This is a genomic window from Arthrobacter sp. 2MCAF14 (genome assembly GCF_052115645.1).
GTDB lineage: Bacteria > Actinomycetota > Actinomycetes > Actinomycetales > Micrococcaceae > Arthrobacter.
On sequence record NZ_JBFRHB010000028.1, the window covers coordinates 19,810 to 44,230 of the forward strand.

General features: G+C 64.9%; 24 protein-coding genes and 1 riboswitch. Of the genes, 6 read left to right on the forward strand and 18 right to left on the reverse strand.

Annotated features, from left to right (window positions below; all coding sequences use genetic code 11):
• Nucleotides 1-48: 48 nt before the first annotated feature.
• Complete coding sequence (locus AB4074_RS17640) at nt 49-1,101, reverse strand: DMT family transporter (RefSeq protein WP_441414562.1); 1,053 nt, start codon at nt 1,099-1,101, stop codon at nt 49-51.
• Between the two features lie 33 nt (nt 1,102-1,134).
• Between AB4074_RS17640 and AB4074_RS17645 the strand changes: the two genes are divergently transcribed.
• Nucleotides 1,135-1,365, forward strand: coding sequence for an RNA-binding S4 domain-containing protein (locus AB4074_RS17645; protein WP_345449698.1), 231 nt, complete (start codon nt 1,135-1,137; stop codon nt 1,363-1,365).
• Between the two features lie 71 nt (nt 1,366-1,436).
• On the opposite strand, the gene AB4074_RS17650 is transcribed toward AB4074_RS17645, so the two are convergent.
• Nucleotides 1,437-2,090 carry an alpha/beta hydrolase gene (locus tag AB4074_RS17650; protein ID WP_441414563.1) on the reverse strand — a complete coding sequence of 218 codons (654 nt, stop codon included), beginning with the start codon at nt 2,088-2,090 and terminating at the stop codon, nt 1,437-1,439.
• Nucleotides 2,091-2,159: 69 nt separating this feature from the next.
• On the opposite strand from AB4074_RS17650, the gene AB4074_RS17655 reads away from it, so the two are divergent.
• Both AB4074_RS17655 and AB4074_RS17660 read left to right on the forward strand, forming a co-directional pair.
• A complete protein-coding gene (locus tag AB4074_RS17655) occupies nt 2,160-3,002 on the forward strand; it encodes an SGNH/GDSL hydrolase family protein (RefSeq protein WP_441414564.1) in 843 nt (280 codons plus the stop codon).
• A gap of 67 nt (nt 3,003-3,069) precedes the next feature.
• Nucleotides 3,070-3,513 (forward strand): hypothetical protein, encoded by a 444-nt coding sequence (locus tag AB4074_RS17660; RefSeq protein ID WP_441414565.1) that lies wholly within the window; start codon nt 3,070-3,072, stop codon nt 3,511-3,513.
• Nucleotide 3,514: 1 nt separating this feature from the next.
• Here AB4074_RS17660 and metX read toward each other — a convergent pair whose 3' ends face one another.
• Both metX and AB4074_RS17670 read right to left on the reverse strand, forming a co-directional pair.
• A complete protein-coding gene (gene metX, locus AB4074_RS17665) occupies nt 3,515-4,636 on the reverse strand; it encodes a homoserine O-acetyltransferase MetX (protein WP_441414566.1) in 1,122 nt (373 codons plus the stop codon).
• Nucleotides 4,637-4,649: 13 nt separating this feature from the next.
• Nucleotides 4,650-4,765, reverse strand: a riboswitch (SAM riboswitch).
• A gap of 160 nt (nt 4,766-4,925) precedes the next feature.
• Nucleotides 4,926-6,242, reverse strand: coding sequence for a bifunctional o-acetylhomoserine/o-acetylserine sulfhydrylase (locus tag AB4074_RS17670; RefSeq protein WP_441414567.1), 1,317 nt, complete (start codon nt 6,240-6,242; stop codon nt 4,926-4,928).
• 246 nt (nt 6,243-6,488) lie between these two features.
• Between AB4074_RS17670 and AB4074_RS17675 the strand changes: the two genes are divergently transcribed.
• Nucleotides 6,489-7,127: a VOC family protein gene (locus AB4074_RS17675; protein ID WP_028266517.1), complete on the forward strand. Its 639-nt coding sequence runs from the start codon at nt 6,489-6,491 to the stop codon at nt 7,125-7,127.
• Nucleotides 7,128-7,383: 256 nt separating this feature from the next.
• Here AB4074_RS17675 and AB4074_RS17680 read toward each other — a convergent pair whose 3' ends face one another.
• Nucleotides 7,384-8,148 carry a CPBP family intramembrane glutamic endopeptidase gene (locus AB4074_RS17680; RefSeq protein ID WP_441414568.1) on the reverse strand — a complete coding sequence of 255 codons (765 nt, stop codon included), beginning with the start codon at nt 8,146-8,148 and terminating at the stop codon, nt 7,384-7,386.
• 101 nt (nt 8,149-8,249) lie between these two features.
• Here AB4074_RS17680 and AB4074_RS17685 point away from each other — a divergent pair, with 101 nt between their 5' ends.
• Nucleotides 8,250-8,930 carry a histidine phosphatase family protein gene (locus tag AB4074_RS17685; RefSeq protein WP_441414569.1) on the forward strand — a complete coding sequence of 227 codons (681 nt, stop codon included), beginning with the start codon at nt 8,250-8,252 and terminating at the stop codon, nt 8,928-8,930.
• A 14-nt stretch (nt 8,931-8,944) separates the two neighbouring features.
• Here the strand turns inward: AB4074_RS17685 and AB4074_RS17690 are convergent, their stop codons facing one another.
• The 11 genes from AB4074_RS17690 to tdh all read right to left on the reverse strand — a co-directional run bounded on the left by AB4074_RS17690 (nt 8,945) and on the right by tdh (nt 20,345).
• Nucleotides 8,945-9,736, reverse strand: a complete 792-nt coding sequence (locus AB4074_RS17690) for a DeoR/GlpR family DNA-binding transcription regulator (protein ID WP_345449690.1) — start codon at nt 9,734-9,736, stop codon at nt 8,945-8,947.
• A 23-nt stretch (nt 9,737-9,759) separates the two neighbouring features.
• Nucleotides 9,760-10,599 carry a class II fructose-bisphosphate aldolase gene (locus AB4074_RS17695; protein WP_441414570.1) on the reverse strand — a complete coding sequence of 280 codons (840 nt, stop codon included), beginning with the start codon at nt 10,597-10,599 and terminating at the stop codon, nt 9,760-9,762.
• Nucleotides 10,596-11,540, reverse strand: coding sequence for a 1-phosphofructokinase family hexose kinase (locus AB4074_RS17700; RefSeq protein ID WP_441414571.1), 945 nt, complete (start codon nt 11,538-11,540; stop codon nt 10,596-10,598). The genes AB4074_RS17695 and AB4074_RS17700 overlap by 4 nt, the downstream gene beginning before the upstream one ends.
• Nucleotides 11,541-11,548: 8 nt before the next feature.
• The gene (locus tag AB4074_RS17705; RefSeq protein ID WP_441414572.1) at nt 11,549-12,499 is read right to left on the reverse strand and encodes an ROK family protein; all 951 of its coding nucleotides are present in this window, start codon (nt 12,497-12,499) and stop codon (nt 11,549-11,551) included.
• 8 nt (nt 12,500-12,507) lie between these two features.
• Nucleotides 12,508-13,440, reverse strand: coding sequence for an SIS domain-containing protein (locus AB4074_RS17710; RefSeq protein WP_441414573.1), 933 nt, complete (start codon nt 13,438-13,440; stop codon nt 12,508-12,510).
• 251 nt (nt 13,441-13,691) lie between these two features.
• On the reverse strand, nt 13,692-14,915 hold the full coding sequence (gene hutI / locus AB4074_RS17715; RefSeq protein ID WP_441414574.1) for an imidazolonepropionase: 1,224 nt from the start codon (nt 14,913-14,915) through the stop codon (nt 13,692-13,694).
• A gap of 11 nt (nt 14,916-14,926) precedes the next feature.
• Entirely contained in the window at nt 14,927-16,039 is a 1,113-nt protein-coding gene (locus AB4074_RS17720; RefSeq protein ID WP_441414575.1) for an NAD(P)/FAD-dependent oxidoreductase, read from the reverse strand.
• A gap of 74 nt (nt 16,040-16,113) precedes the next feature.
• The gene (locus AB4074_RS17725) at nt 16,114-16,584 is read right to left on the reverse strand and encodes a pyridoxamine 5'-phosphate oxidase family protein (RefSeq protein ID WP_437773009.1); all 471 of its coding nucleotides are present in this window, start codon (nt 16,582-16,584) and stop codon (nt 16,114-16,116) included.
• A 54-nt stretch (nt 16,585-16,638) separates the two neighbouring features.
• Nucleotides 16,639-18,039, reverse strand: coding sequence for a 6-phospho-beta-glucosidase (locus AB4074_RS17730; protein WP_441414576.1), 1,401 nt, complete (start codon nt 18,037-18,039; stop codon nt 16,639-16,641).
• Between the two features lie 6 nt (nt 18,040-18,045).
• Nucleotides 18,046-19,254, reverse strand: a complete 1,209-nt coding sequence (locus AB4074_RS17735; protein WP_441414577.1) for a glycine C-acetyltransferase — start codon at nt 19,252-19,254, stop codon at nt 18,046-18,048.
• A gap of 44 nt (nt 19,255-19,298) precedes the next feature.
• Complete coding sequence (gene tdh / locus AB4074_RS17740) at nt 19,299-20,345, reverse strand: L-threonine 3-dehydrogenase (RefSeq protein ID WP_441414578.1); 1,047 nt, start codon at nt 20,343-20,345, stop codon at nt 19,299-19,301.
• 115 nt (nt 20,346-20,460) lie between these two features.
• Between tdh and AB4074_RS17745 the strand changes: the two genes are divergently transcribed.
• The gene (locus tag AB4074_RS17745; RefSeq protein WP_441414579.1) at nt 20,461-21,417 is read left to right on the forward strand and encodes a LysR family transcriptional regulator; all 957 of its coding nucleotides are present in this window, start codon (nt 20,461-20,463) and stop codon (nt 21,415-21,417) included.
• Nucleotides 21,418-21,485: 68 nt separating this feature from the next.
• Here the strand turns inward: AB4074_RS17745 and AB4074_RS17750 are convergent, their stop codons facing one another.
• On the reverse strand, nt 21,486-22,670 hold the full coding sequence (locus AB4074_RS17750; protein WP_441414580.1) for a Gfo/Idh/MocA family protein: 1,185 nt from the start codon (nt 22,668-22,670) through the stop codon (nt 21,486-21,488).
• 10 nt (nt 22,671-22,680) lie between these two features.
• Nucleotides 22,681-24,402 (reverse strand): glycoside hydrolase domain-containing protein, encoded by a 1,722-nt coding sequence (locus tag AB4074_RS17755; RefSeq protein WP_441414581.1) that lies wholly within the window; start codon nt 24,400-24,402, stop codon nt 22,681-22,683.
• Nucleotides 24,403-24,421 lie beyond the last annotated feature (19 nt).

Sequence of the window (24,421 nt, forward strand, 5' to 3'; positions counted from 1 at the left end):
GGTCCGTGCTTGTGCGCGAATGTAATGCTGTGCAGGAAGCTGCGTGTCCTAGCCTACCGGCCTTTGGTTGCTGTCCTGCTTCCGGGACTGGCCCGGCTGGCCCTTGCCGGGGCGGCGGGAAGAGAGCGAGCCCTTCGGCCACGGCAAGGTGGCGACGATGATGGCGAACAGGGTCAGCAACGTGCCAAGGATCGTGGGCAAGGCGACCACGGTTCCGGGAGCCGGCAGGACCAGGTCAAGCGCGAGCGATCCGAGCAGCTGCCCCGCAATCATTCCCAGCCCCGTGACCAGGACACCGAGGCTGCGGACCAACAAGGCAGCCAGGCCGATAAAGACGCAGCCCATCGGCCCGCCCAAGTAATACCACCATTCGGAGGGCAGGGCGTGGCCAGGACCAATCAAGGACACTTTGATGAGCCAAGCGATCCAGAGGATGACTGTTCCGGCCACGAAATTCACCAGCGTGGCGGCGATAGGGCTGCCGTAGTGCACGGTCGCGGTGCCGTTCATCGCCTGCTGGAAACTCATGAGGCAACCCGCCACGACCGGCAACAGGATCGGCAGCAGCAAGGACCCGACGTCGGCGGCTGCCCCGAGGCGCGGCGAGACGGCCCAGACGACGGCGGCGATCGTCAGGACGCTGCCGAGGATGCGGACCCCGGTGATCGAGCGTTTGCCGCCGGGACCGATGCCGAGCCGGTCCACGAGCAGTCCGCTCAGGGTCTGGCCAGTGACCGCGGCGACCGTAAACAAGGCCACGCCAAGCAAGCCGACTGTGAACGATTGGGCAAACACGAACAGGGCGCCGATACCGCCCGCCAGGACATAGAACCGCGGAAAACTGCGCTCCTTGAGGGCAGGCAGGATCCTTCGCAGCGCGGCGCGGCCTTTCGGCAGCGCCAGTCCGATCGCGGCGATCAGTACCAGCCCGGTGGTGAAACTCACGACGGCGGCCGCGATGCCGTCGTCGAGCGTTGCTCCCAGGGCGCCGTTGATCCGGCCCTGAAGCGGGATCACGAGCCCGGTGGCCACGGCGAGGAGCAGTCCGGTGAGCAAAGGGCGGGAGGTACTTCGGGAGGCTGGGCGGGACGACTGCGGCATTTTCACCACCTTACTTCAGGCATCATTGCTTGTATGAGCAACCCGGAAATCGAAGAAATCCCCATCCGCGACGACATGATCCGCCTTGGTCAGCTCCTGAAGCTCGCCAACCTGGTGGAGGACGGCGTGGAAGCCACGGAACTCATCAAGAACGGCCTGGTCAAAGTCAACGGCGAGATCGACGATCGACGCGGCCGCCAACTCCATGTAGGCGACACCGTGACCGTCAACGGACAGACGGTGCGGATCACTGCCGCTTCCTAGTTCGGCAACGCGGGGTCACTTACGGCCCATGACGTGCCTCGTAACGGGCCGTAAGTGACCCCGCGTTGCGTTCAGACGGACGCGAGGACCTTGTGCTCCAGGAATTCGCCCACGTGCCCGATTTCCTGCTGGTTGATGCCGTGCCACATACCTGCGTAGAGCACCTTGGTGAGGTCCGTGTGCTTTCGCACCCACCCCATCGTGTATTCGATCTTGTCCGGGGTGATGACAGGATCCTGCTGATCCCGGCCCCAGAAGAGCGGCACGGAACCGTCCAGTTCGGCGTCGCGGAATGCGGGGTCGGCATCGGCGTCGACGGCGAAGCCCGAAAGCCCGACGACGGCGGCAAAGTCCGCCGGGCGCTGCCGGAGCAGCGAGGTGGCCATGGCCATGCCCATGGAAAAACCGAGGAGCGTCACCGAGCTGTGGTTGGACTTGAACGAGTCCAGCCAGGAAAACACGTACTCCGCGGCGTCCTTGACGGCGTCGAGCGAGTAGTCGATGGACGCCGTGAGCGGGAACCACGTGAAGCCCGGGCCAGTGGCGATCGGTGCGCGGAGCGAAGCGACGACGAAGTCCTGGGGCAACAGCCCGGCAAGGCTAAAAAGGTCTTGCTCGTTGGATCCGTAGCCGTGCAACAGGACCAACAACGGCTTTCCAGCCCGTTCTTCCTCTTCGTGGGACCACAAAACGACCGGGGCGGGAAAGGCAGCAGCTTGACTCATGGGACTATTCTTGCAGTTACCCATGAGTAACAAGCTACGGGCGCGTAGCGTTGCAGCAAGAGGCAGGATATGAACGTGAGTGACGCTGATTCCACGGTGGAGGCAAAGCCGGACGAGCGGATTCATCCGTGGACGCGCTACATGGCATTGGGTGATTCCTTTACCGAAGGCATCGGCGACCCGGAACCCAACAATCCAGGGGGACATCGCGGCTGGGCCGACCGCGTAGCCGAGGAACTGAGCCGGGGACATCGGGATTTCGCCTACGCGAACCTGGCCATCCGCGGGCGGCTGCTCCAGCAGATCCTCGACGAACAACTTGGCCCGTGCATGGACCTCAAGCCGGACCTCGTGAGCATCTCCGCAGGCGGCAACGACCTCATCCGTCCCGGTGGCGATCCCGACACCCTGGCCGAGAAACTCGATGCCGCCGTACAGACCCTGGGCTCCGAAGGCGCCACCGTGGTTCTCTTCAATGGCCCGGACACCGTGTCATCAGTACTCGGCCGGATCCGCGGCAAGATGGCCATCTACAACGAAAACCTCCGCACGGTGGCCGCCCGCCACGATGCCGTGATCGCCGATATGTGGTCCCTGCGCCAACTCTCCAACTCCCAGATGTGGGATGAAGACCGCCTGCATTTCTCTCCGCTCGGCCACCACACCATCGCCGCGATGGTCCTCGACTCACTCAATGTGCCGCACAACCTCGAGCCGCTGTTCCCCAAGCCGCTCCCCCAGCGCAGTTGGCGCGAAGCCCGCTCGGGCGACCTCGTATGGGCCCGCGAGTATTTTGTCCCGTGGGTCATTCGCAGGATCCGGCATCGCTCCTCCGGTGACGGAATCCTGCCGAAACGCCCGACGCCGGGACCCGTCTTCGGTCCTGCGGACACCTTGCTGCCCCGGAGTTGAGCGGGAACCACAGGGCGGGTCACAGGGAGCGGGGCTAAGCTGGTGAAAGACCTAGGAGGCCTCCACCGTGAACAATTTGATCTTCTGGATCATCGTCTGCTCTTGGCTGATTCCGATGGGGATCCGCATGTACAACCGATCGCGCCAACGCAGGCTCCGGGACTTCCCTCCGCAGAATTACCCCGGTCAGCCCTATCCTCCACAGAACTACCCCGTCCCTCCGCAGAATTACCCCGGGCAGCCCTATCCCCCACAGAACTACCCCGTCGGATACCCGGAGCAACCCCCGGTAATCTTCCCGGCTGAGCCGCAACCCCCGGGGGCGACGCCCGTACCGCAGGCCGCTCCGCCGTCGTCGGCTGCTCCGCAAATGAACAGCGCGCCCCAGCCGAACAGCGCGCCCCAAGGCTACCGGGCACGGAAACTGGCCGAACTGGACCAGGAGTACAGCGACGGGAAAATCGCCATGGAGGATTACATGAAGCTCCGCCAGGAGATCATGAACGGCTGATTCAGCCGAAGAAAGATTCGCGCAGCTGGGGACCGAGCTGGCCGATCTCGGTGAGGAAACCGTCGTGCCCGATCGGCGCCTCGATCACGTGAACGGGGACCCCTCCGGGCAAGGCTTTGGCGAGCTCGTGGGATTGTTCCGGGAAGTAGAGCCGGTCCGAGTCCACCGAGGCAACGAAGAACTTCGCCGTTGCCACGGACAGCGCATCCTCCAATGAGCCCCGGCCGCGGGTGATGTCGTGGCTCATGAGGGCCTCGGTGATGGCGATGTAACTGTTGGCGTCGAAGCGCTGGACCAGCTTGCTTCCCTGGTGGTCGAGGTAGCTCTCCACTTGGTAGCGGCCCCGGTCCCCCAACGCGGCAGCCTGGAGGGGTGCCTCGCCGCCTTGGGCGTTCCGGCCGAAGCGGAAGTCCAGTTCATCCGCCGAACGATAGGTGATGTGGGCGATCCGCCGGGCAAGGGCCAGCCCTGCCTCGGGCGCGGCCTTGCCATAGTAGTCGCCGCCGTTGAAGTCGGCGTCCTGCCGGATGGCGAGAGTCTGGGCCTGCGCGAACGCGATCTGTTCGGCAGTGCTGTACGCCCCGATCGAAATCACGGCGCATCGCTTGACGCGGTCCGGATAGCTGACGGCCCATTCCAGTGCGCGTGCACCGCCCATGGACCCGCCCACGACCGTGTGCCAGCTGTGGATCCCCAAAGCGTCGGCAAGCCGGGCTTCGGCCACGGTGCTGTCCCGCAGGGTCACGAGCGGGAAGCGGGAGCCCCACGGCCTGCCGTCAGGAGCGGTCGACGACGGCCCGGTGCTGCCGTAGCAGCCTCCCACGATGTTGACGGAGACCACGAAGTAGCGATCCGTGTCGATGGTGGCGCCCGGACCAACGAGTTTCTCCCACCAGCCTTCTTCGTCGCTCTCGCCACGGGCCACATGGGTGCTGCCCGTCAGGGCGTGTTCCACCAGGACAGCGTTGGAAGCGTCGGCGTTGAGCCGCCCCCATGTTTCGTAAGCAAGAACGACCTCCGGCAGGAAACCTCCGGCCTCCAGTTCGAGCCCGCCCACGGAAACATATTTGAGGGTTCCGTCTTGGGTACCGGAAAGGGGTATGGCTGTTGCAGCAATTGTCATTCGTTGACACCTCACATCGCGCTTGCCCGCCGCCAACACAGCGAAGGGCCAGGTCTTCACCCGGGGCACCCCGCCGCGATTGGAGGGTTGCCGGCCAGCAAGCCGGGGCTGTCGCTGGCACTCATGACCTATAGGAAGAGTCTAGGAAAACCGGACCCCTTCTGACGAAGATTATGACACCTTTGTGACACTTGACCGTGTTTTGTTCACGAAGCAGTGACCAAGGAGGCCAGCCGGCGAAGATTCATGCTGCGTCGCCCGCCGGCCTCCTGCGCCATCCGGAGCGGTACTAGCTGCCCTTCGCCGCCCGGAATCCTGACTCGAGGTCGGCGAGGATGTCGTCGATGTGCTCGATCCCGACGGACAGCCGCACCAGGCCCGGGGTCACTCCGGCCACGGCCTGCTGTTCGGGGGTCAGCTGGCTGTGTGTCGTGGACGCGGGGTGGATGACCAAGGATCGGACGTCCCCGATGTTTGCCACGTGCGAATGCAGTTCCAGGGCGTCCACGAAGCGTTTGCCGGCGTCGATCCCGCCGCGGATGGTGAAGGACACCACCGCGCCGGTGCCGCGGGGTCCGTACTTCCGCCCGCGTTCGAACCACGGACTGGAAGGCAGCCCCGCGTACGCTACCGATTCGACGTCGTCGCGCCCTTCGAGCCACTGCGCCACTTTGGTGGCGTTCTCCACGTGGCGTTCCACCCGCAGGCTGAGGGTTTCGATTCCTTGGGAGATCAGGAAAGCGTTGAACGGGGAAACTGCCGAGCCGAGGTCCCGCAGGAGCTGGACCCGGGCCTTGAGGATGTAGGAGAGGTTCGCGCCGAGGGCACCGTCCTTGCCGAGGTCGCGGGCATAGACCAGGCCGTTGTAGCTGGGGTCCGGAGTGTTGAAGTTGGGGAACCGCCCGGGGTCCTTGCCGAAATCGAAGTTGCCCGAGTCCACAATGACGCCGGCAATGGCGGATCCGTGCCCTCCCAGGTACTTGGTGGCCGAATGCACCACGATGTCCGCGCCCCACTCGATCGGCCGGATCAAGTAGGGCGTGGCGAGGGTGTTGTCCACAACAAGCGGGACTCCGGCTTCGTGCGCGATGCGGGAGACGCCCTCGATGTCCAAAACGTCCTGGCGGGGGTTGGAGACGACTTCGGCGAAGAACAGCTTGGTGTTCGGCCGCACGGCGTCGCGCCAGTGGTCGAGGTTGTCCGGGTCCTCGACGAAGGTGACTAAGATTCCGAATTTCTTCAGCGTGTGCGCTAGCAGGTTGTACGTGCCACCGTAGAGGCTCGGGCTGGCGACCAGGTGGTCGCCCGCCTCGGCGACGTTGAGGATGGCGAACGTTTCCGCGGCCTGGCCGGAGCTCAGCAGGAGTGCCGCGAGGCCCCCCTCCAGGCTCGCTATGCGCTGTTCCACCGCATCCTGCGTGGGGTTGCCGATCCGGGTGTAGATGGGCGCCAGCTCGGCCAGCGCAAAGCGGTTGGCCGCGCTTTCCGCGCTGGGAAAGACGAACGAAGTGGTCTGGTAGATGGGAAGTGCCCGGGCACCGGTGGCGGCGTCCGGCTCCTGGCCGGCGTGGATCTGGCGCGTTTCGAATGACCATCCTTGGGACATGCGGACTCCTGGTTGTCTGGGCTCTTGCCGTGCTTCAACCTGCCGGGCTGAAGTATTCAGCCCCCCGGCGTTCGGTTGCTGCCAGTCTAGGGACGGTGTTGCGGGCTCCGGAAGCTTTGTGACGAACACGGTAGTTTTCGGTCCCGGCGCGTCCTGAAGTGACTCTGAGCTGCCTTTTCGATACATCCCACCTTGGTTAGGCTTGACTTAGCTGAGAGCTCCATCACAAAGTGCCAAGATGAAGCCATGCGCATGGATCACGTCTCTTACGCTTGTGAACGAGATGGCCTCTTGGCCACCACCGAGCGAATTTCCGCAGCATTGGGAGTGGACGCAGTCCGGGGCGGAGTGCATCCGCGCTTCGGTACCCGGAACATGATCATCCCCCTTGCTGACCACAAATACCTGGAAGTTGTCGAGGTCCTAGACCACCCGGCATCCGACAAGGCACCTTTTGGACAAGCAGTCCGTGCACGCTCCGCCGCAGGAGGCGGTTGGATGGGCTGGTGCGTCGCTGTTGACGACCTGAGCCCGTTCGAACAGCGGCTCGGACGCGCCGCTGTCCCCGGCAACCGCAAGTTTCCGGACGGCCGCGAACTCGTTTGGTCGCAGATCGGCATCCTGGGACTCATCGCCGATCCCCAGGTTCCGTACCTGCTCCGCTGGGAGGGCGACCCTGCGCTTCACCCGTCCCTCGTGTACCCAAGCGACGTCAAGATGTCCAGCCTCACCATTGCCGGCTCCGCGGAGCGGGTTACCGAATGGCTCGGAGAACCCGTGGAGAAGCCGCTTGAGGACGTCGCAGTCCAATGGATGGCTCCGCACGGAACGCCGGGCATCATGTCGGTAACGTTCGAAACCGCCAACGGAGCCGTCACGATCTGACGGACCAACGGGCCAGGAAGGCCCGGAAAACTTCGGCCGCCATTATGCGGGTGCCAACGACGTCACCCCGCAATGGCGGCCGAAACCTTTTAAACTCAACTTAACGCGCAACGCGGCGGGATTGTGGCATCCGGCAGCATGCGTCTAAGTTGGGCCCACGCTGGCAGGGTTCCCGGCCCGAGCTTGCGAGGGAAGGGGGCCTGCGGGGAGGAACGAGCGAGCATGCAGAGGATGGCGCACTCCCGTCGGTGCACCCCTAGCCCAGCCCGATGGCCTTGCCGAAGACACTGAAGCCGACGAACGCCACAATGTCCAGGAGGGCGTGGGCCACCACGAGCGGCATGACTCTTTTGGTCTTCGTGTATATCCAGCCGAACACGAGGCCCATGACGGCGTTGCCGATGAAAGGTCCGAAGCCTTGGTACAGGTGGTAGCTGCCGCGAAGGAGCGCGCTGAGCACGATCGCCAGCGGGGTGCTCCATCCGAACTTCCAGAACCGGTCCAGGAGGTAGCCCACCACGATCACTTCTTCGACGACGGCGTGCCGCACTGCGGAGAGGACCAGCACCGGCACGGTCCACCAGTAGGAGTCCAGGCCGCTGGGGATGATCGCTGTCGTGATCCCCAGGGCGCGGCCGGCCGCATAGAGGCCCAGCGACGGGATCCCGATCAGCGCGGCGAGGCCTAGTCCTTGCAACGCGTCGCGGCCCGGGCGGGCGAAGTTGAAGCCCAGCCGGGTGAAACCCGAGGGGCTTTCAGCCGTTTGGCGATGCAAAGACAGAAAGTAGAACACCAACACCACAGGGACAAGCGCGAACGCGATATCCAACAGCTGGTAGGTGAGATCGAAGTACTCGCGCGTGCTCTGCGAGCGGTTGAGGGTGGACGTCGCATGGGCCAAAGGCCCCTGGGTCATCTTGTCCAGCAACTGCACCACGGAGTACACGGCCGATTGGCCGAGGGACAGGCCAAGGACAATCAGTACTTCGGCGCGCAACCGGCGCGTTGAGGCTAGGAGCATGCTCCTATCTTGCCTGCATTTGCCTGATGTTTCCCTCGGAGCCGGCTCCCCGGATGTCCGCTTGCATGGACCGGGCGTCTCCTGACCCTATGCTTGGTGGGATGAGCGCGCCAGCACGAATCTTCATGATCCGGCACGGCCAGTCCGCCGCCAACGCCGACACTTCCATCTACAACCGTGTGCCCGATTACCGCATCCCGCTGACGCAGCTTGGCATCGAGCAGGCACGGGCCGCGGGTGAGGCATTGCGCAGGAAGCTCGACGGCGAACCCGTGTGCGTTTACGTCTCGCCGTACCTTCGGGCATACCAGACCCTCGAGGCACTGAATCTGGGCAGCCTCACGGAAAGGGTCATCGAGGAGCCCCGGCTGCGTGAACAGGACTGGGCCAACTTCCAGATTGCCGGAGACATCGGGGACCAGAAGGAGCTCCGCAACCTCTACGGGCATTTCTTCTACCGGTTCCGCGAGGGCGAATCAGGCTCCGATGTCTACGACCGGATTTCGTCCTTCATGGAAACCCTGTACCGGCATTGGGAAAAACCCGACTACGCGCCCAACACCCTGCTGGTAACCCATGGCCTCACCATGCGGCTCTTCTGCATGCGATGGTTCCACTGGTCGGTGGAGTACTTCGAGTCCCTCAACAACCCGGGCAACGCGGAGCTACGGACACTTGTCCGCAACGACCAGGACAAATACGATCTCGACACGCCCTTCAGCCAGTGGGTGCAGCGCAGCACGGACGAAACCGTGCTGAACGCTCCCCCGATGGTCTTCTGACGGGCACAACGCCGCTAGGCGTCCTTGGCCACGATTACTTCGGTGCCGCCAGCTTCAAATGCAGCTTTATCCTCTGCCGTGATGCCCGAATCCGTGATGAGCCGGCGGAAATCGTACCCGGCCATCGCCGCGAAGGCACGCTTGCCGATCTTCGTGGAGTCGGCGAGGACATAGGAGTCGGTGGCGCGCCGGGCCATGACGGTATTCACCATGGCTTCTCCCTCGTCGGTGATGGTGGGGCCGATTTTCGGATCGACTCCGTTGACGCCGATGAAGGCGATGTCCAAGGCAACCTTCTGCATGATGACATCGGTGTAGGGCCCGACAAGTTCGTAGGAACGCGGGTTCAGGATGCCGCCGGTGACCATGATCTTGATGTTGGGACGCACGGCAAGCTGGGCGGCGATGTTGATGGCGTTGGTGACCACCGTCAGCATGGGCCTGTTGGAGGGCGCGTTCAGGTCTTCGCGGGTGGACAGCACCTGGGCCAGGGCCGTATTGGTGGTGCCGCCGCTGAGTCCGATCACGGCCCCGGGCATGATGAGCTCCGAGGCTGCCAAGGCAATCTGCTGCTTTGCCTCGGCGTGATCATCCCTGTTGTAGCGCCCCGGAAGTTCGTAGGCGACCGATCCTGTGGTTGCTCCGCCACGGGTACGGCTCAGGAGCCGCTGCTTGGCGAGGCTGTCCAGATCACGGCGTGCCGTGGCCGGCGAGACGGCCAGTCGGGTCACGATATCCTCGACCTCGACATGCCCTGACTCGGCGAGGAGATCAAGGATGGCTGTCAGTCGATCGTTGCGGGTCATCACGAACCTTCCGGAAATTGGGACTAGTTCACTTTCGCGAACAGCGTCAGCAGACGTGCGGTTTCCAGCACCAAGGCGTCCCGACCGGCCTTGATGTACTTGCGGGAGTCCACCACCGAGGGGTTGGCATCCAGGTACTCACGGACGGCGCGGGTGAAGAACCCGTTCAAGTGTGTGGATACGTTGATCTTAGTCATACCGGCCCGGATTGCCGCCACCAGCGTTTCATCTGCGACGCCGGAGGATCCGTGAAGGACGAGCGGCAGCTGGACGGCCTCCTTGAGCCGGGTGATGAGGGCCAAGTCCAAGGCTGCGCTCCGTTCCGTCATGGCGTGCGAGGAACCGACGGCGACGGCGAGGGCGTCGACGCCGGTGGCTTTCACGAAGGATCGGGCCTCGGCCGGATCCGTGCGGACTCCCGGGGCATGGGCACCGTCCTTGCCTCCCACTTTCCCGAGCTCGGCCTCGACGTAGACCCCGTGGTCCTGGGCGTATGAGGCGACTCGACGCGTGACTTCAACGTTCGAGTCATAGGGCAAGTGCGCACCGTCGTACATGACGGAACCGAACCCGAGGTCGACAGCCTGCATAGCCAGCTCTTCGGATTCGGCGTGGTCCAGGTGCAGCGCCACGGGCACTGAAGAGTCCCGGGCGATGGACATGGCACCCCGGGCAATCGGGACGAGTCCGCCGTGGAACCGGACGCAGTTCTCCGATATTTGCAGGATCAGCGGGACACCAGCCGTCTCCGCCCCGGCAACAAGGCCTTCGGCGGTTTCGAGGTGGATGACATTGAAGGCGCCCTGTCCGATTCCGTTGGTCGCGGCGGTATCCATGAGTTCCCGTGTACTGACGAGCGTCACAGGGTCTCCTTCCAGCTGAGAATGAGTTGGTCTTCGAGGTCCGCGTAGAGCGGTGAGATCTCACCGGCGGCTGGCATGAGCACCGCGGCGGCGGACCAGGCTGTCGCCCGGCGGAGGATCGTGGGGATGTCGGCGATCCCGTCGGCGAGCGCGACGGCGGCCGCTGCCACTCCGGCGTCGCCGGCTCCCGTGGGGTTGCCGCTGAGCGGTTCCGGGAGCCGGGCGCTCCAGTAGCCTCCGGGGGACGCATGGTGGAACGCGAGCATGCCTTCAGCGCCGGCACTGACCAGGACCGTCTTGGCCCCGAGGGCGATCAATCGCCGTGCCGCGACATCCAGGCTGCTTTCCCCTGTTGCTTCAAGGAGTTCGTGATTGTTGGGCTTGAGGAGGTCCGCCCCGGCCCGCGCGGCGGCGATGATCCCGGGACCGGAAGTATCGACGACGGCGGGAATCCCGGCGTCGTGCGCCAAGCGCACCAGCGCCGGGTAGAAGTCGGCCGGCGCGCCGGGTGGCAGGCTGCCGGAACCGACAAGCACTCCCGCGCTTTGCCCGTCGAGGGCGTCGACGACGGCGGCGGCCAGCGCCTGCCATTCGCGCGGTTGGAGGGCGCTCCCCTCTTCATTGAAGATGGACGTTTCGCCGCCCACCGTATCCACGAGCGCAATGCTGCGCCGTGTTTCCGCGACGACCGGAATCAGGCGATGCGGTACGCCGCTGCTGAGCAGTTCGGCGGCGAATTCGGCACCGGACGTGCCGCCCGAGGGCGCGAGCGCCAGCACGGGATGGCCCAGCTGGTGGGCCACGCGCGCAACATTGAGGCCCTTTCCGCCTGCGCGGCAGAGGGGTGCGGCAACGCGATGGCTTGCTCCGGGGATGATCCCGGCGATGTGGTAGCTGACGTCGATGGCCGGATTAGGCGTGACGGTGATGACCTTTTTCATGGCCTGGTTCACCGCCCCGTCCCAGTGCCGGAGGCGGCCTGCGCGGCCGGGAGCAGGGCCCGTGCCCTCATAGCGGCGCCGAGCAACCCTGCATCCTGGCCGAGCTGGGCGCGCATGATGATGGGCCGGCGCTGGAAATCGAGCAGCTCATCGAGGCGCGAACGCAGTGGCTGCAGGAGTCCTTCACCCGCTTCGGCAAGCCCGCCGCCAACCACCACTGCTTCGGTGCCGATGATGCTGACGCATTGGCTGAGGCTGAAAGCGAGGGCATCCACCGCGTCGGCCCAGATCCTGGCCGCAAGCGCATCGCCCGCAGTGGCCCGTTCGAGGACTTCACGGGCACCGGCGCGCGGAGTTCCGGCTTTGTCGCTGTAACGCCGGGCGATCGCTCCGGCGGAGCCGACAGCCTCGAGGATCGTATGGCCCGGACCGTCCGGGTCCGGAACGAGGGCATGGCCCAGTTCCCCGGCGAAGCCGCCTGCGCGCACCGGGTACCCGTCGGAGATGACGGCGGCGGCGATCCCGGTGCCCACCACCATCACCACGACGTTGCGAAAATCGCGGGCCGCTCCGAACCGGAATTCGGCTTCGGCGGCCGTGCTGACATCGTGGCCGAAGGAGACCGGCAGCCCGAGGCGTTGCGCGGCCTTCTCCCCAAAGGGAAAGTTCCGCCAGCCCAGGTTCGCTGAATAGATCCCCACTCCGCTGTCGGAATCAACGATTCCCGGAACCACAATGCACGCGGCCTTCGCCGGGTGTTCGGGGAATTCAGCGGCAAATTCCGAGGCCAATGCCTCGACTGCGTCCAGGATCGCCTCGCCCGGCCGCAAGGGATCACGCGGCGTAGCGGTGCGGCGCAGGCCAAGGACATTCCCGGCTGTGTCGACAAGGCCTGCCTTCAGATCCGTCCCGCCGACATCGAAGGCCAGGACTGCGGATTCAGCGGCTCCGAGAACCATGGGATTGCCTAGGCCGTGGCGTTCAGGACAACAGAGCGCGTGAGGTTGCGCGGCAGATCGGGGTTGAGGCCGCGCACGCGTGCCCGCTCCAAGGTGACCTTATGGACCCGGGCCAGCTCGGCGAGCGGATGCTTGCCGGTGTTGACGTAGAGGGCGCCTGTGCGGCCCATGTCGCCGTCGAGGCCCTCGGGCTGCGGGCCGAAGATCCACGTCACCCGGCCCGGGGCGGCAATGGAAATGGGACCGTGCCGGTACTCCATCGCCGGATAGGATTCGGTCCAGCCCTGCACCGCTTCGCGCATCTTGAGTCCGGCTTCGTGGGCCAGGCCAACGGTCCAGCCGGTACCGAGGAAGGTGAACTGTTCGGCGTCGAGCAACTCTTGGGAAACAGGCTCGGTGACGGCAGTGCGGGCATCCTCGATTGCCGAGCCGAGTTCGATGCCCAGGCTCGTCAGGAGGTACACGAGGGCTGTGGTGGCAAAGCGGGTCTGGACCACCGATTTCTCGTCCGCGTAGGGAAGGCCGATCACGGCGTCGGCAAGGGTGGTGATGGGTGAATTCACGTCGCCGATCACCGCGATGGTGCGGACTTTTCCACGCAAGGCTTCGAGGAGCTCAAGCACCTCGGTGGTGGTGCCGGAGCGGGTGATGGCGATGACGGCGTCGTACTGGCGGCCCGCGCTGTTGTGATTGAGGAAGGCTTCGGACGCGGCGAACGCGTCGGTGACGCCCTTGCCCGCGGCTTCGCGGGCAGCGGCATAGCTTTGCGCCATGAACCATGAGGTACCGCAACCGACGACGGCGATCCGCTCACCGTCGGCGGGAAGCAGGTGCCCTGCCTTGGCTTGCTCAAGTTCGCATTGCTCGATGGCCCGCTTCCAGACCTCGGGCTGCGAAACTAGCTCTTCTTCCATGAAGGCCCCGAGGGTGTTGTTACTCATCGCACTTACCATTCCTGTCCGCGCTTCTTCGACGCACTCTTCAACGCTCAACCATTTGACGTTTTATGATCCATATAAACACTAAACGATCATATTCAATCGCACAAGGATCGTGACGGCGCCTCGACGCGCCCGGCAAATGGGAATGACTACCCTAGGGAGGAACCCCGTCCTGGCGTCGCTAGAGTGCACAAGCAAAAGCAGGGCCCCTCCATCTGGAGAGGCCCTGCCGTGTTGACTCGAGAGCGCCGCTAGACCGCCCGCACGCCTGCCCGCCACACCGCGAAAGTCAGCGGAATACCCGGCCGGTACGCGAGGTGCGTCGCCGACGGCGCCTTGAGCATGTGGAGGTCGGCGCGGTGCCCGACGGCGATCGAACCCACCGCCCGTTCGCCGTCGACGTCGTTCCCCGACTCCCTGCCTAGCGCCAGCGCACCGCCATACGTGGCCGCCCGGACGGCCTCGTGGACGCTCAGGTGCATCTGCAACACCGCAGTAGTGACGCAGAAGGCGATGGAGCTCGTGTAGGAGGTGCCGGGGTTGCAGTTCGCGGCCAAGGCGATCTGCACCCCCGCGTCGATCAACGCACGGCCCGGGGCAAGCGGCTGGCGGGTGGAAAGATCGCAAGCGGGCAGGCACGTGGCCACCGTGCCCCGCGCGCCCGTTCCGGTGGAGGCATCCCAGCCGCTCCAGGTTCCGGCGAGCGCCTCGATGTCGGCCGCTGAAAGGTAGTTGACATGGTCAACGCTGGCCGCACCGAACTCCACGGCCAACTGCACGCCGGGGCCTTCACCCAATTGGTTGCCGTGGACACGCAGGCCCAGGCCCGCATCGCGGCAAGCGGTCAGGACGCGACGCGACTGTTCTTCGGTGAAAGCGCCGCGCTCGCAGAAGACGTCGGCCCACTTGACGAACGGGCGAACGGCGTCGAGCATCGGACCGCAGACGAGGTCCGTGTATGCCTCGGCGTCGGCTCCGGCCGGAACCAGGTGCGCGCCGAGGAAGGTGACTTCATCCACGGTCGCTGCCGCGATGCGTGCACTGCGTGCCTCGTTCTCCAGGTCCAGTCCGTAGCCGGTCTTGCTCTCGAGATAGGTGGTGCCTTGGGAGACGGCTTCGGCCACGCGCCCGGCAGCGAGGCGGGTCAGTTCCTCGTCGCTCGCGGCGCGCGTGGCGCCCGTGGTGACAGCAATCCCGCCGGCGCTGTAGCTCTGGCCGGCCATCCTGGCCTCGAATTCGGCCGTGCGGTCGCCGGCGAAAATCAGGTGCGAGTGCGAGTCCACCCAGCCCGGGAGAACAGCGCGGCCTTCCGCGTCCACGTGCTCATCAGCCGCGGGAGCCTCCGACGCCGGACCGATCCAGGAAATCCGCTCACCTTCGATCACCACGGCGGCGTCCTTGAGAACGCGATGCTCCGCGTCCTGGGTCATCAGTTCGCCAATGTTCCTGATCAGTGTGCTCGTCTGCCCGCTCATGAACCTATTGTTCATCGGCGGATGGACCAACGGGCCGCCGCGAGCTCCCTCGGTGTCCGGGATGCCGGACTGGTGCCCGGCGCGGAGGCAACACTCGCCGATCCCAGGATCTCCGCGGCGGCGAGTTCGGCGATTGCCGAGGACGTCTGGAAACCGTAACCGCCTTGGCCCGCAAGCCAGTAGAAGCCGGGAGCCTCGGCGTCGAAGCCCACCACCGGAACGCCGTCGGCAGCTTCGGTGCGCAACCCGGTCCAGGCTTTGGCCACGGAGCGGATGCCCAGCGACGTGATCGAATTCAGCCGGGCCACGAGCTCTTCCACGTCGCCAGGCCGCGGTTGTGCGTCTTCGGGGCCGCTCGGCACCGTCTCCGATGGCGAAATGAGCACTTGCTCCCCCTCGCGCCGGAAGTAGTAGGAGTCATCCGCTGCCGCCACCATGGGGGTGCCTGGCGCAAGCGGGCGTTCGACGTCGACGATTGCCGCCGTGCGCCGGAACGGCTGCAAGCCCAGCTTTTCCACCCCGCTGAGGACCGCGAGTTCGTCCGCCCAGGCACCTGCTGCGTTGACGACGACGGCGGACTGGAAACCTTCCAGCCCGGCGCCCAATTGCCAGCCCGAACCGAGGCGTTGGGCAGAATGGACCCAGGCGCCGGTGATGATATCCACTCCCCCGGCCTCGGCGCGTTGGCGGTGGTCTTCCAACAGCACCGGCGCATTGCAGGCGAACGACCCTGTGTCCAGGCCTGCGGCCGTGAAGGCTCCGGGATTCAGTGCCGGGCACAGCTCAAGGGCTTCGGCGTGCGTGATGGGGTGCATGTGCCCGCTGGCTTCTGCCTTGACGGTGGCTTCGTCGCCCACCAACATGAACGAGCGCGGTTCCAGCACCGGTACCGGCAACGAGGCGTCGCGGGCTGCCATCAGCTCCAGCGTGCGGACGGTGAGTTCCTGTACGACGGCGGGTCCGTAGCTTGGGATCAGCTGCCGGGCTGAGCGGGAGGACGTGTGGTAGGCCAGTGTCTGTTCGGCTTCCACGAGTGCCACCGAACACCGGCCGGCCAGCGCTGAAGCCAGCGACAACCCGGCGATGCCTCCACCGACAATTACCACATCATAATTCGCAGCCATCCCCCCATCCTGTCAGCGCATACGCCCAGATGCGAGGGGCCGGCTCGGGACTCGCCGCGCCCGTCCCAGCGGGTCTATTCCAGAGCGGACGGCTTAATGCCGCTGTAGGGGGTCCACCACGTGAGCGGTTCCGTGACGGTGAAGCGTCGCCCGGAGATCGAATCCGCGGGAACCCGCACGAAATGGTCCTTCTTGCCGGATTCCCAAGGAAACAGGGGCAGCGAGAACGAGTTGATGACGTCGTCGAGCTGTTTGACGGGCGCCGCTTTGCCATGGAGAACAACGCTCCACGCGACTCCGGTGTTCGGGTCGACTCCGTCCACCTCCATGGCCACCGGGAACTCGCCCAGAGCCGCGGCGAGCTTTGTGCCCGCTCCCGTCCTGAAGACAACCGTCCCCTGGTCCACGGTGTAGTTGATCGGAAAAATGTCAGGGTGGTCTCCGAGCCACACGGCCAGCCTGCCGACAGACACGCCCCTCAGGAGATTCCAGCATTGCTGCGAATCCAACACCTCGGTTACACGTTGTGCTGCATCTTTGTCCATGCTGCAGATACTAGGCCTCCGATCCTCTGCGGGACAGGGCTTAGGCGAAGGGGTTCAGCGCAGGTAATGGAGCTCCTCGAAATGGCGGATGTAGTCATCCAGTAGCGCTTCCGCCACCCTGACCGAGTCCACGAGCGGGTTCATGGCCATCGCCTTGTAGGCGGACCGCCGGGAACCCGTGAGCGCAGCGTCGATGGTGGCGCGTTCCACCGCTTTGGCGTTGACGACGAGCCCGCGCGCGTAGTCCGGAAGAGCCTTGGCCGGGAGCAAGCGGGCTCCGCCTGCGTCCACGAGGCAGGGCGCCTCGATGACGGCGTCGGCATCGAGTTCTGCCAGGGTGCCGTTATTGGGGAGGTTCAGGATCAGTCGGGCCGTTTCGCCCTGGCTGATGGCACGCATGATCGCCAAGGCTACGGCCTCGTAACCGCCGGATACCAGGTCCTCGGCGTCGCGTTCGAACGTACCGGCCGCGTCCCTGTTGCTTTGCATGTACGTCTCTTCGCGATCGAGCTTGGTCTTTTCCCAGAGCCTGAGGGCCGATTTCGACGACGGGACCCCCTCGGCGGGCCCCGCACCGCCGTCGTTCGCTTCCGCTAGCCCGCTGTAGAAGGACGACTGCTGCCTCGCCAAGTAGGCGCCGCGGGTGGTTTCGGCGCGCCGGTCGGCGTCGAGCGCTTCCCGCTTGAAGTAGTAGTAATGCAGATACTCGTTGGGAACCGCGCCCAGGGCTTTGATCCACGAAGCGCCGAAAAGCCGGCCCTCCTCAAACGATTCGATGGCGCCGTCGTCGGCGAGGAGCCGCGGCAGGACATCTTCACCGTCGACTACCAGCCCGCGCAGCCAGCCCAGGTGGTTCAGGCCGATGTAGTCGATCTGCACGGAACCGTCCCGAAAGGCTGCCTCGCCGCGCTGGACTCCGGCTGCGAGCAGGCATCGCCTGGCCAGTCCCACCGGCGAATCGCAGATCCCCACCACCTTGTTGCCGAGGACCCGCGTCATGACCTCGGTGATGACCCCGGCCGGGTTGGTGAAGTTGATGAACCAGGCCTCCGGAGCATGCTTCTTCACCGACTCGGCGATGTCCAGGACCACGGGAATGGTCCGCAGGGCATAGGAAATCCCGCCGGCACCCACGGTCTCCTGCCCGATGACCCCATGCTCCAGGGCAATACGTTCATCGGCGGCGCGCCCCTCCAACCCACCCACCCGGATGGCGGAGAAGATGAAGTCCGTGCCGGGCAGGGCTTCGGACAGCTCCGTGAACATCCCCACTGCGGGCGCGTCAGGCACCCCCTGGGCCATGTCGGCCAAGACCCTGGCCACCACGCGCAGGCGCGCGGGGTCGGCGTCGAACAGCCTTAGTTCGGTGACCCGGCCGGGCCCGTGGTCAGACAGCAGTGCTGAATAGACCAGGGGTACCCGGAATCCCCCGCCGCCCAGGATGGTGAGGATCATGGGAACTCAGAGCCCCGCGGCTGCGCGGCTCTTTACGAAGGCCTCAACACACGCCTCAACATCTTCGGAGCTGTGTGCGGCCGAGAGCTGCACGCGGATTCGCGCGGCTCCCTTGGGTACCACCGGGTAGCTGAACGCCGTGACGAACACTCCGTCGTGGAGCATCTCGTCGGCAACCTTCGCGGCCACCACGGCGTCGCCGAACATCACTGGAATGATGGCGTGCTCGCCGTCGAGCAGTTCGAAGCCTTCCTCGCTCATGCGGCGGCGGAACAAGGCGGCGTTCTCGAAGAGCCTGGAGCGGAGCTCGCCCGAAGCCCGGACCAGCTCAATGGCCTTGATGGTGGCTGCGACGATTGCCGGGGCCAGCGAGTTGGAGAACAGGTACGGGCGGGCCTTCTGGCGCAGCATGGCGATGATTTCGCTGCGGCCTGAGACGTAGCCGCCCGAAGCACCGCCAAGGGCCTTGCCGAACGTGCCGGTGTAGATGTCGATCCTGTCGGAAACGCCCGCGTGTTCCGGGGTTCCGGCACCGGTTGCTCCCATGAAGCCCACGGCGTGGGAATCGTCCACCATGACCAGCGCGTCGTGCTTTTCCGCGAGATCGCAAATGGCCTCGAGCGGAGCAAGGTAGCCGTCCATGGAGAAGACCCCGTCCGTCACGATGATCTTGCGGCGGGCCGGGGTCTCGCCAGTTGAGGCCTCGATGAGTTTGGCTTCGAGGTCAGCCATGTCCTGGTTGGCGTAGCGGAAGCGCTTGGCCTTGCTGAGCCGGATGCCGTCGATGATGGAGGCGTGGTTCAGGGAATCGGAGATGATGGCGTCCTCGGCCCCGAACAGGGACTCGAAAACGCCTCCGTTGGCGTCGAAGCAGCTGGAGAAGAGGATGGTGTCTTCGGTTCCGAGGAACTGTGAGACGCGCGCCTCGAGTTCGAGGTGCAGGTCCTGGGTGCCGCAGATGAAACGGACGGATGCCATGCCGAAGCCGCGCTCGTCCATGGCGGACTTGGCTGCGGCGATGATGTCCGGGTGGTCTGCCAGGCCAAGGTAGTTGTTCGCGCAGAAGTTCAGGACAGTGTTCGCCGGCTGGCCGAGCTGGCCTGCGGAGATGTGGCTCGCTTGCGGCGAGTCAATATGGCGTTCGGTCTTGAAGAGGCCTGCGGTGCGGATCTCTTCAAGTTCGCCCTGCAGCTGGTCTTTGATGCTTGAGTACATGGTGGCTCCTGGTACTGGGGTCTTGGGGAGGACTTTACGGTGTCTTAGATTTCGGTCCAGTCGAGGACAACCTTGCCGCCAGTGCCGGCGCGGGCGATTTCGAAGCCCTTTTCCCAGTCGGTGGCGGACAGCTTGTCCGTCACGACGGCGGAAATGTGGCTGTGCAGTACGGGGTTGGAGGACAGCATGGCGCTCATGGCGTACCAGGTTTCGTACATCTCGCGGCCGTAGATGCCCTTGAGGGTCAGCATGTGGGTGACCACTTTGCCCCAGTCGATGTCAATGGACTGGCTGGGCAAGCCAAGCATGGCGATGCGTCCGCCGTGGTTCATGTTGTTGATCATCTCAGGCAGGGCGGTGGGATGTCCGGACATTTCCAGGCCGATGTCGAATCCTTCGCGCATGCCGAGCTCGAGCTGGGCATCCTTGACGCGCATCTTCGACACATCAACGGCGAGGTCCACGCCCATCTTCCGGGCGAGTTCAAGGCGGGGAGCGGAGACGTCGGTGATGGCGATCTTGCGGGCACCGGCATGGCGCGCGACGGCGATTGCCATGAGTCCGATGGGGCCGGCACCTGTGATGAGGACGTCCTCACCGACGAGGGGGAAGCTCAGGGCGGTGTGGACGGCGTTGCCGAAGGGGTCGAAGATGGCGCCGAGCTCAGGAGTGATCGAAGGATCCTGGTGGACCCAGACGTTGGTCTCCGGGATGACAACATATTCTGCGAAGGCGCCGTCGCGCTGCACGCCCACGGACACCGTGTGGATGCACATCTGGCGGCGGCCTGCACGGCAATTGCGGCAGATGCCGCAGACCACGTGGCCTTCACCGGACACACGGTCACCGACCTTGACGTCCCGGACGTCCTCGCCGACGGAGACAACTTCGCCGTAGAACTCGTGCCCCGCGATCAACGGAGTCTCGATGATGCCCTGCGCCCACGCGTCCCAGGACTGGATGTGCAGGTCCGTTCCGCAGATACCGGTGGTCATGACGCGGATCTTGACGTCGCTGGGACCTGCCTCCGGCTCGGGCCGTTCGACGAGTTCAAAACCAGCGTGGGGACCGGACTTGTAGAGAGCCTTCATGGGTCTTCCTAACTCAAGGGATTGGGCCGTTTGTGGGCCGTTTCACTTCATTGAAACCCTAGGGACGGTTTAGCACAACTAGGTTTTTCTCAATCAACGATTTAGCATTTGCTAAATGGAAGTACATCAGCTCCAAATGCTCAGGGAACTAGGAGATCTCGGCAGTGTCAAGGCCGTGGCCGAGACGCTCATGGTCACTCCCTCGGCCGTCTCCCAGCAGCTCGCGCTCCTGCAGAAGTCGGTGGACGTGCCCTTGACCCGCAAGGAGGGCCGGGCCCTGGTGCTCACCGATGCGGGGCGGGTCCTGGCCGACGCCGGAGCCGCCGTCGTGAATGCGCTCGCGGACGCCCAGGCCGCCATTGGCGCGTACCACGACTCACCGGGCTCCACTGTGACCGTGAGCGCCTTCCACAGCGCGGGCCAGGCTTTGTTCGCTCCGCTCGCGGCCTTGCTGACCACCGCGCGCAACGCGGGTCCGGAAAACAGCGTTCCCCGCGTGAAGCTCGCCGACGAAGACGTTGCCCAAGAAGACTTCCCTGGCCTCGCCGCGCGCTATGACCTCGTGCTGGCGCACCGGATGGAGCACAGCCCCGGGTGGCCCACCGACAAAGTCGCCGTGATCCCGCTCGCCGACGAGCCGCTCGACGTCGCTTTGCCTGCCGGACACCCGCTCGCGGCGCGACGCGAACTCAGGCCGGCCGACGTCGTCGGGCAGCCCTGGGTGACCAGCCGCGCCGGCTACTCCCCCGCGGACGTGCTGGCCGCCGTCGTCGCCGTCAGCGGGCGCCCGGCGGATGTCCTGCACCGGATCAACGACTACTCCACCGTGGCCTCGCTCGTGGCGGACGGTGGCGCGATTGGTCTGCTCCCGCGGTTCACCGCCCAGCGGGTACTGGACGCGGGCGTGGTGCTGCGTCCGCTCGCGGGGGTGAATTCCGTGCGCAAGATCGACATCCTGGCGAGGCCGGAAACCCTGAAACGGAAATCGGTCATGACGGTCTGCGAAGCACTGCAGACCGTCATGACCGAACTCGCCGGGGGCACCTCACCTGGCGCCTCCCAGCCCAACTGACTCGTATTTGTTGCCGTTATGAGGCCCCAAAACGACAACAACTGCGAGTCAGTTGGGGGCACGCGGCGCTAAAGTTCCCGGACCCGGGCCGCCTGGCCCGCGTTGAAGTACTCCACGAGCTCTTCGGGCAGGGCCGGAACCAGCTTCGCGCAACCGTCGCCGCGGAGGGACTCGGTGGCGAGCACGCCCGCCGCCACGGCCCCCCGGGCTGCGATCGGCGAAGTCGCAGTGGTTCCGCCATCCCTGGCGAAGCGCAGGAACTCAGCTATGAGCAAGGGGTCCGCACCGCCATGGTCGCCTTCTCCGTCGCGGACCAACACCTTCTGGTCGGGCTCGGCGAAACCCGAGGTGGTCCTGGTGGTCCACACGTAGATCTGGTCGCCGGCGCCGTCACCGAAGTTCTCTATCCTGCCCTTGGTACCGATCACCGTGTAGTTCCGCCAATAGTCCGGGGTGAAATGGCACTGCTGGTACGAGGCGAGTACGCCGTTGTCCAGGACCATGTTCATCATCGAGATGTCCTCGACGTCGATCGTCTCGGCGAGATCCGTCTGTTCGGTGGGCGGCCAATTGTCCACGGAGAACCAATCGCCCATCCGGCGTGCCGTGTTGTCGCGGCGGGAAGCGACGTCCCCGTAGACGGCCAGCTCGCCGATCGCCTGCACCTTGGTGCTGTAGCCCCCGGCGAGCCAGTGGATGACGTCGATGTCGTGCGCGCCCTTTTGCAGCAGCAGCCCTGTGGTGTTCGCACGCTGGGCATGCCAGTCCTTGAAATAGTAGTCCCCGCCGTTTCCCACGAAGTGCCGGCACCAGACTGCCTTGACGTCACCGATGGTCCCGGCCTGGATGATGTCGCGCATCTGCACCACCACCGGCATGTGCCGCATGTTGTGGCCCACATAGAGTCGCGTTCCGGTGTCGAAGGCCGTCTGGAGGATAAGGTCGGCTGCCTCCAACGTGACATCAAGAGGTTTCTCGCAGAAAGTGGGGATGCCGGCTTTGAGCGTCCGGACGGCGACGGCGGCGTGCTGGTTGTCGGGAGTCAGGACCAGGACCGCGTCCAGGCCGGAGGCCAACAGGACGTCCAGATCGTCGGTGATGACCGCCGTCGGGATCTTCTCGGCCGCATCCGCCCTGCCGCGCTCGCCCAGATCGCACACGACTGTGACTTCCGAACCGCGGCCGGGCTTGTGCGCGTGGCGCCACAGCGACGACCGCAAGCCGAATCCGACGATGCCTACTTTGAGGTCCATAATTACTTTCCTAACTAGATAAGTTGATGCGCCGGCGTGTTTGACCCACGCGCTGCGCGATTCCCTGGTTGACCAGCTCGCGGACCCTTCGGTAATGAAGGGGGTCGTAGCTGAAGCTGTCCATGGCGAGGCTCCCGCCCGAGCCGTTCGTATCGATGAACGCGAGTACCTCCTCGCGACCGGCCAGCTTTGCCAGGAGCGAGAGTGCCCGGTGGTCCCACATGGCCTGGGCGAACACCTTGTAACGGATCGACTCCCACGGCACCCCATCCGGTCCCGGGTAGACCATGAAGGCGTCGCCGCCCGGAAACGCTCCTCCGGCACAGGTGTCCTTGAACGGGTCCACAGGCGCCAGCGAGTGGGCCGTGTTGTAGAAGTTGAATCCCCAATGCAGGAAGCCCGCGCATTCCAGGGCGAAGAGCTGGTGGCCCAACACCCGGTTTCGCGCTGAAGGCATGGAAATGAACCGGTTGGCAACGCCGCTGTCCTGCGCGACGCAGTAATAGACCCACAGATCCTTCACGCCCGCCGCCAGGAACGGTGCCACGGCATCGCTTGCCACCACGGGATTCGGCACTGCGCCGCTACTGTAGAACTCAAAGTCGCTCAGGGCGTCAACCACCGTCAGCCCGTCCAGGAGATCCGCGACAACGTCCTTTGCCTTTTGGTATCCCGCCAGGGCTTGCGCACCCGCTGGTTCATCGGAAATGTGGAAAATGACCCGGTCAAGAGACCAGTGCTCTGCCAGGAAGGAACGCAGGGCAGGCAGCAGCCCGGCCATCAGCTCCCGGTAAGACGGCGACGTCGACGGCACGTCCCAGCCAAAGCGCCGCTCCATTCCGTGGGCAGTCTCGACATAGATCGCCGGCGTCGCCTTGGCCCCCCATTGCGTGAACAGGTGGGCAATTTCCAGGTACTGGATGCCATGTTTGGCACAAAGGTCCACCCATCGCAGCAGCTTGCTGAAATCAAAGCGGTAGCCGGAATCTTCGCGGATCCCGATCAGTTGGGTGGGCAGCCGGGTTCCCCCGACGACTGTGTCAAGCGGAGGAGTCCACGTGGGTGTCAGCAGCGAGTTGGCTCCCATCCTTGCCGCGGACGCGATGAAGGCATCGATGATCGACCAATGCTCTTGGCTGAAGACGCCGACGCCGTAATGGCTCGCCAAGCCGTCGCAGTGGAACCAGTGTGCGTTCACGATCTCCAGTTGCGGGGCTTGCGCGGGCAGCACCGTGACGTCAATGGTCGTGCTGAAGAGCGTATTGCCCTCCACGTCGCGTACCGAGATCCCGAATTCGTGATCGCCCGCATTCTCCGCGGATGGCACCACGAAGTCGATCCATGCGGCGGTCCACTGCCCGTAGAGGGGCTGGATCAGACCATCCGGGGCAGGCCGCAGAAGGTCGGGATACAAACCGGGGGTGTCCCGGTCATAGCCGCCGTCATGCTGCGGGAATGCCGCCAATGAACACGGCACCAGCTCAACCTGCGAAATGGAGGCAAACCCTGCCGCCGGACCATCGATTGCAACCTCCAACGCCCCGGACAGCCGAAAATCGTGTTTCATCGGCGGCCTGAGGGCCACCTGGACCGACGCAGTCTCGCCGGGGAAAACGGACACCGGGATGGTCTTGTCGAACGGCCGTGGTGGAGCGTCCGGGTAGACCTTTTCCATGGAGTCCACCAGCACGAATGACCAGCCGTCCAGCTGGGCCGGGCTCTGTTCCGTCAAGGCTGCGATCCTTTCCTAT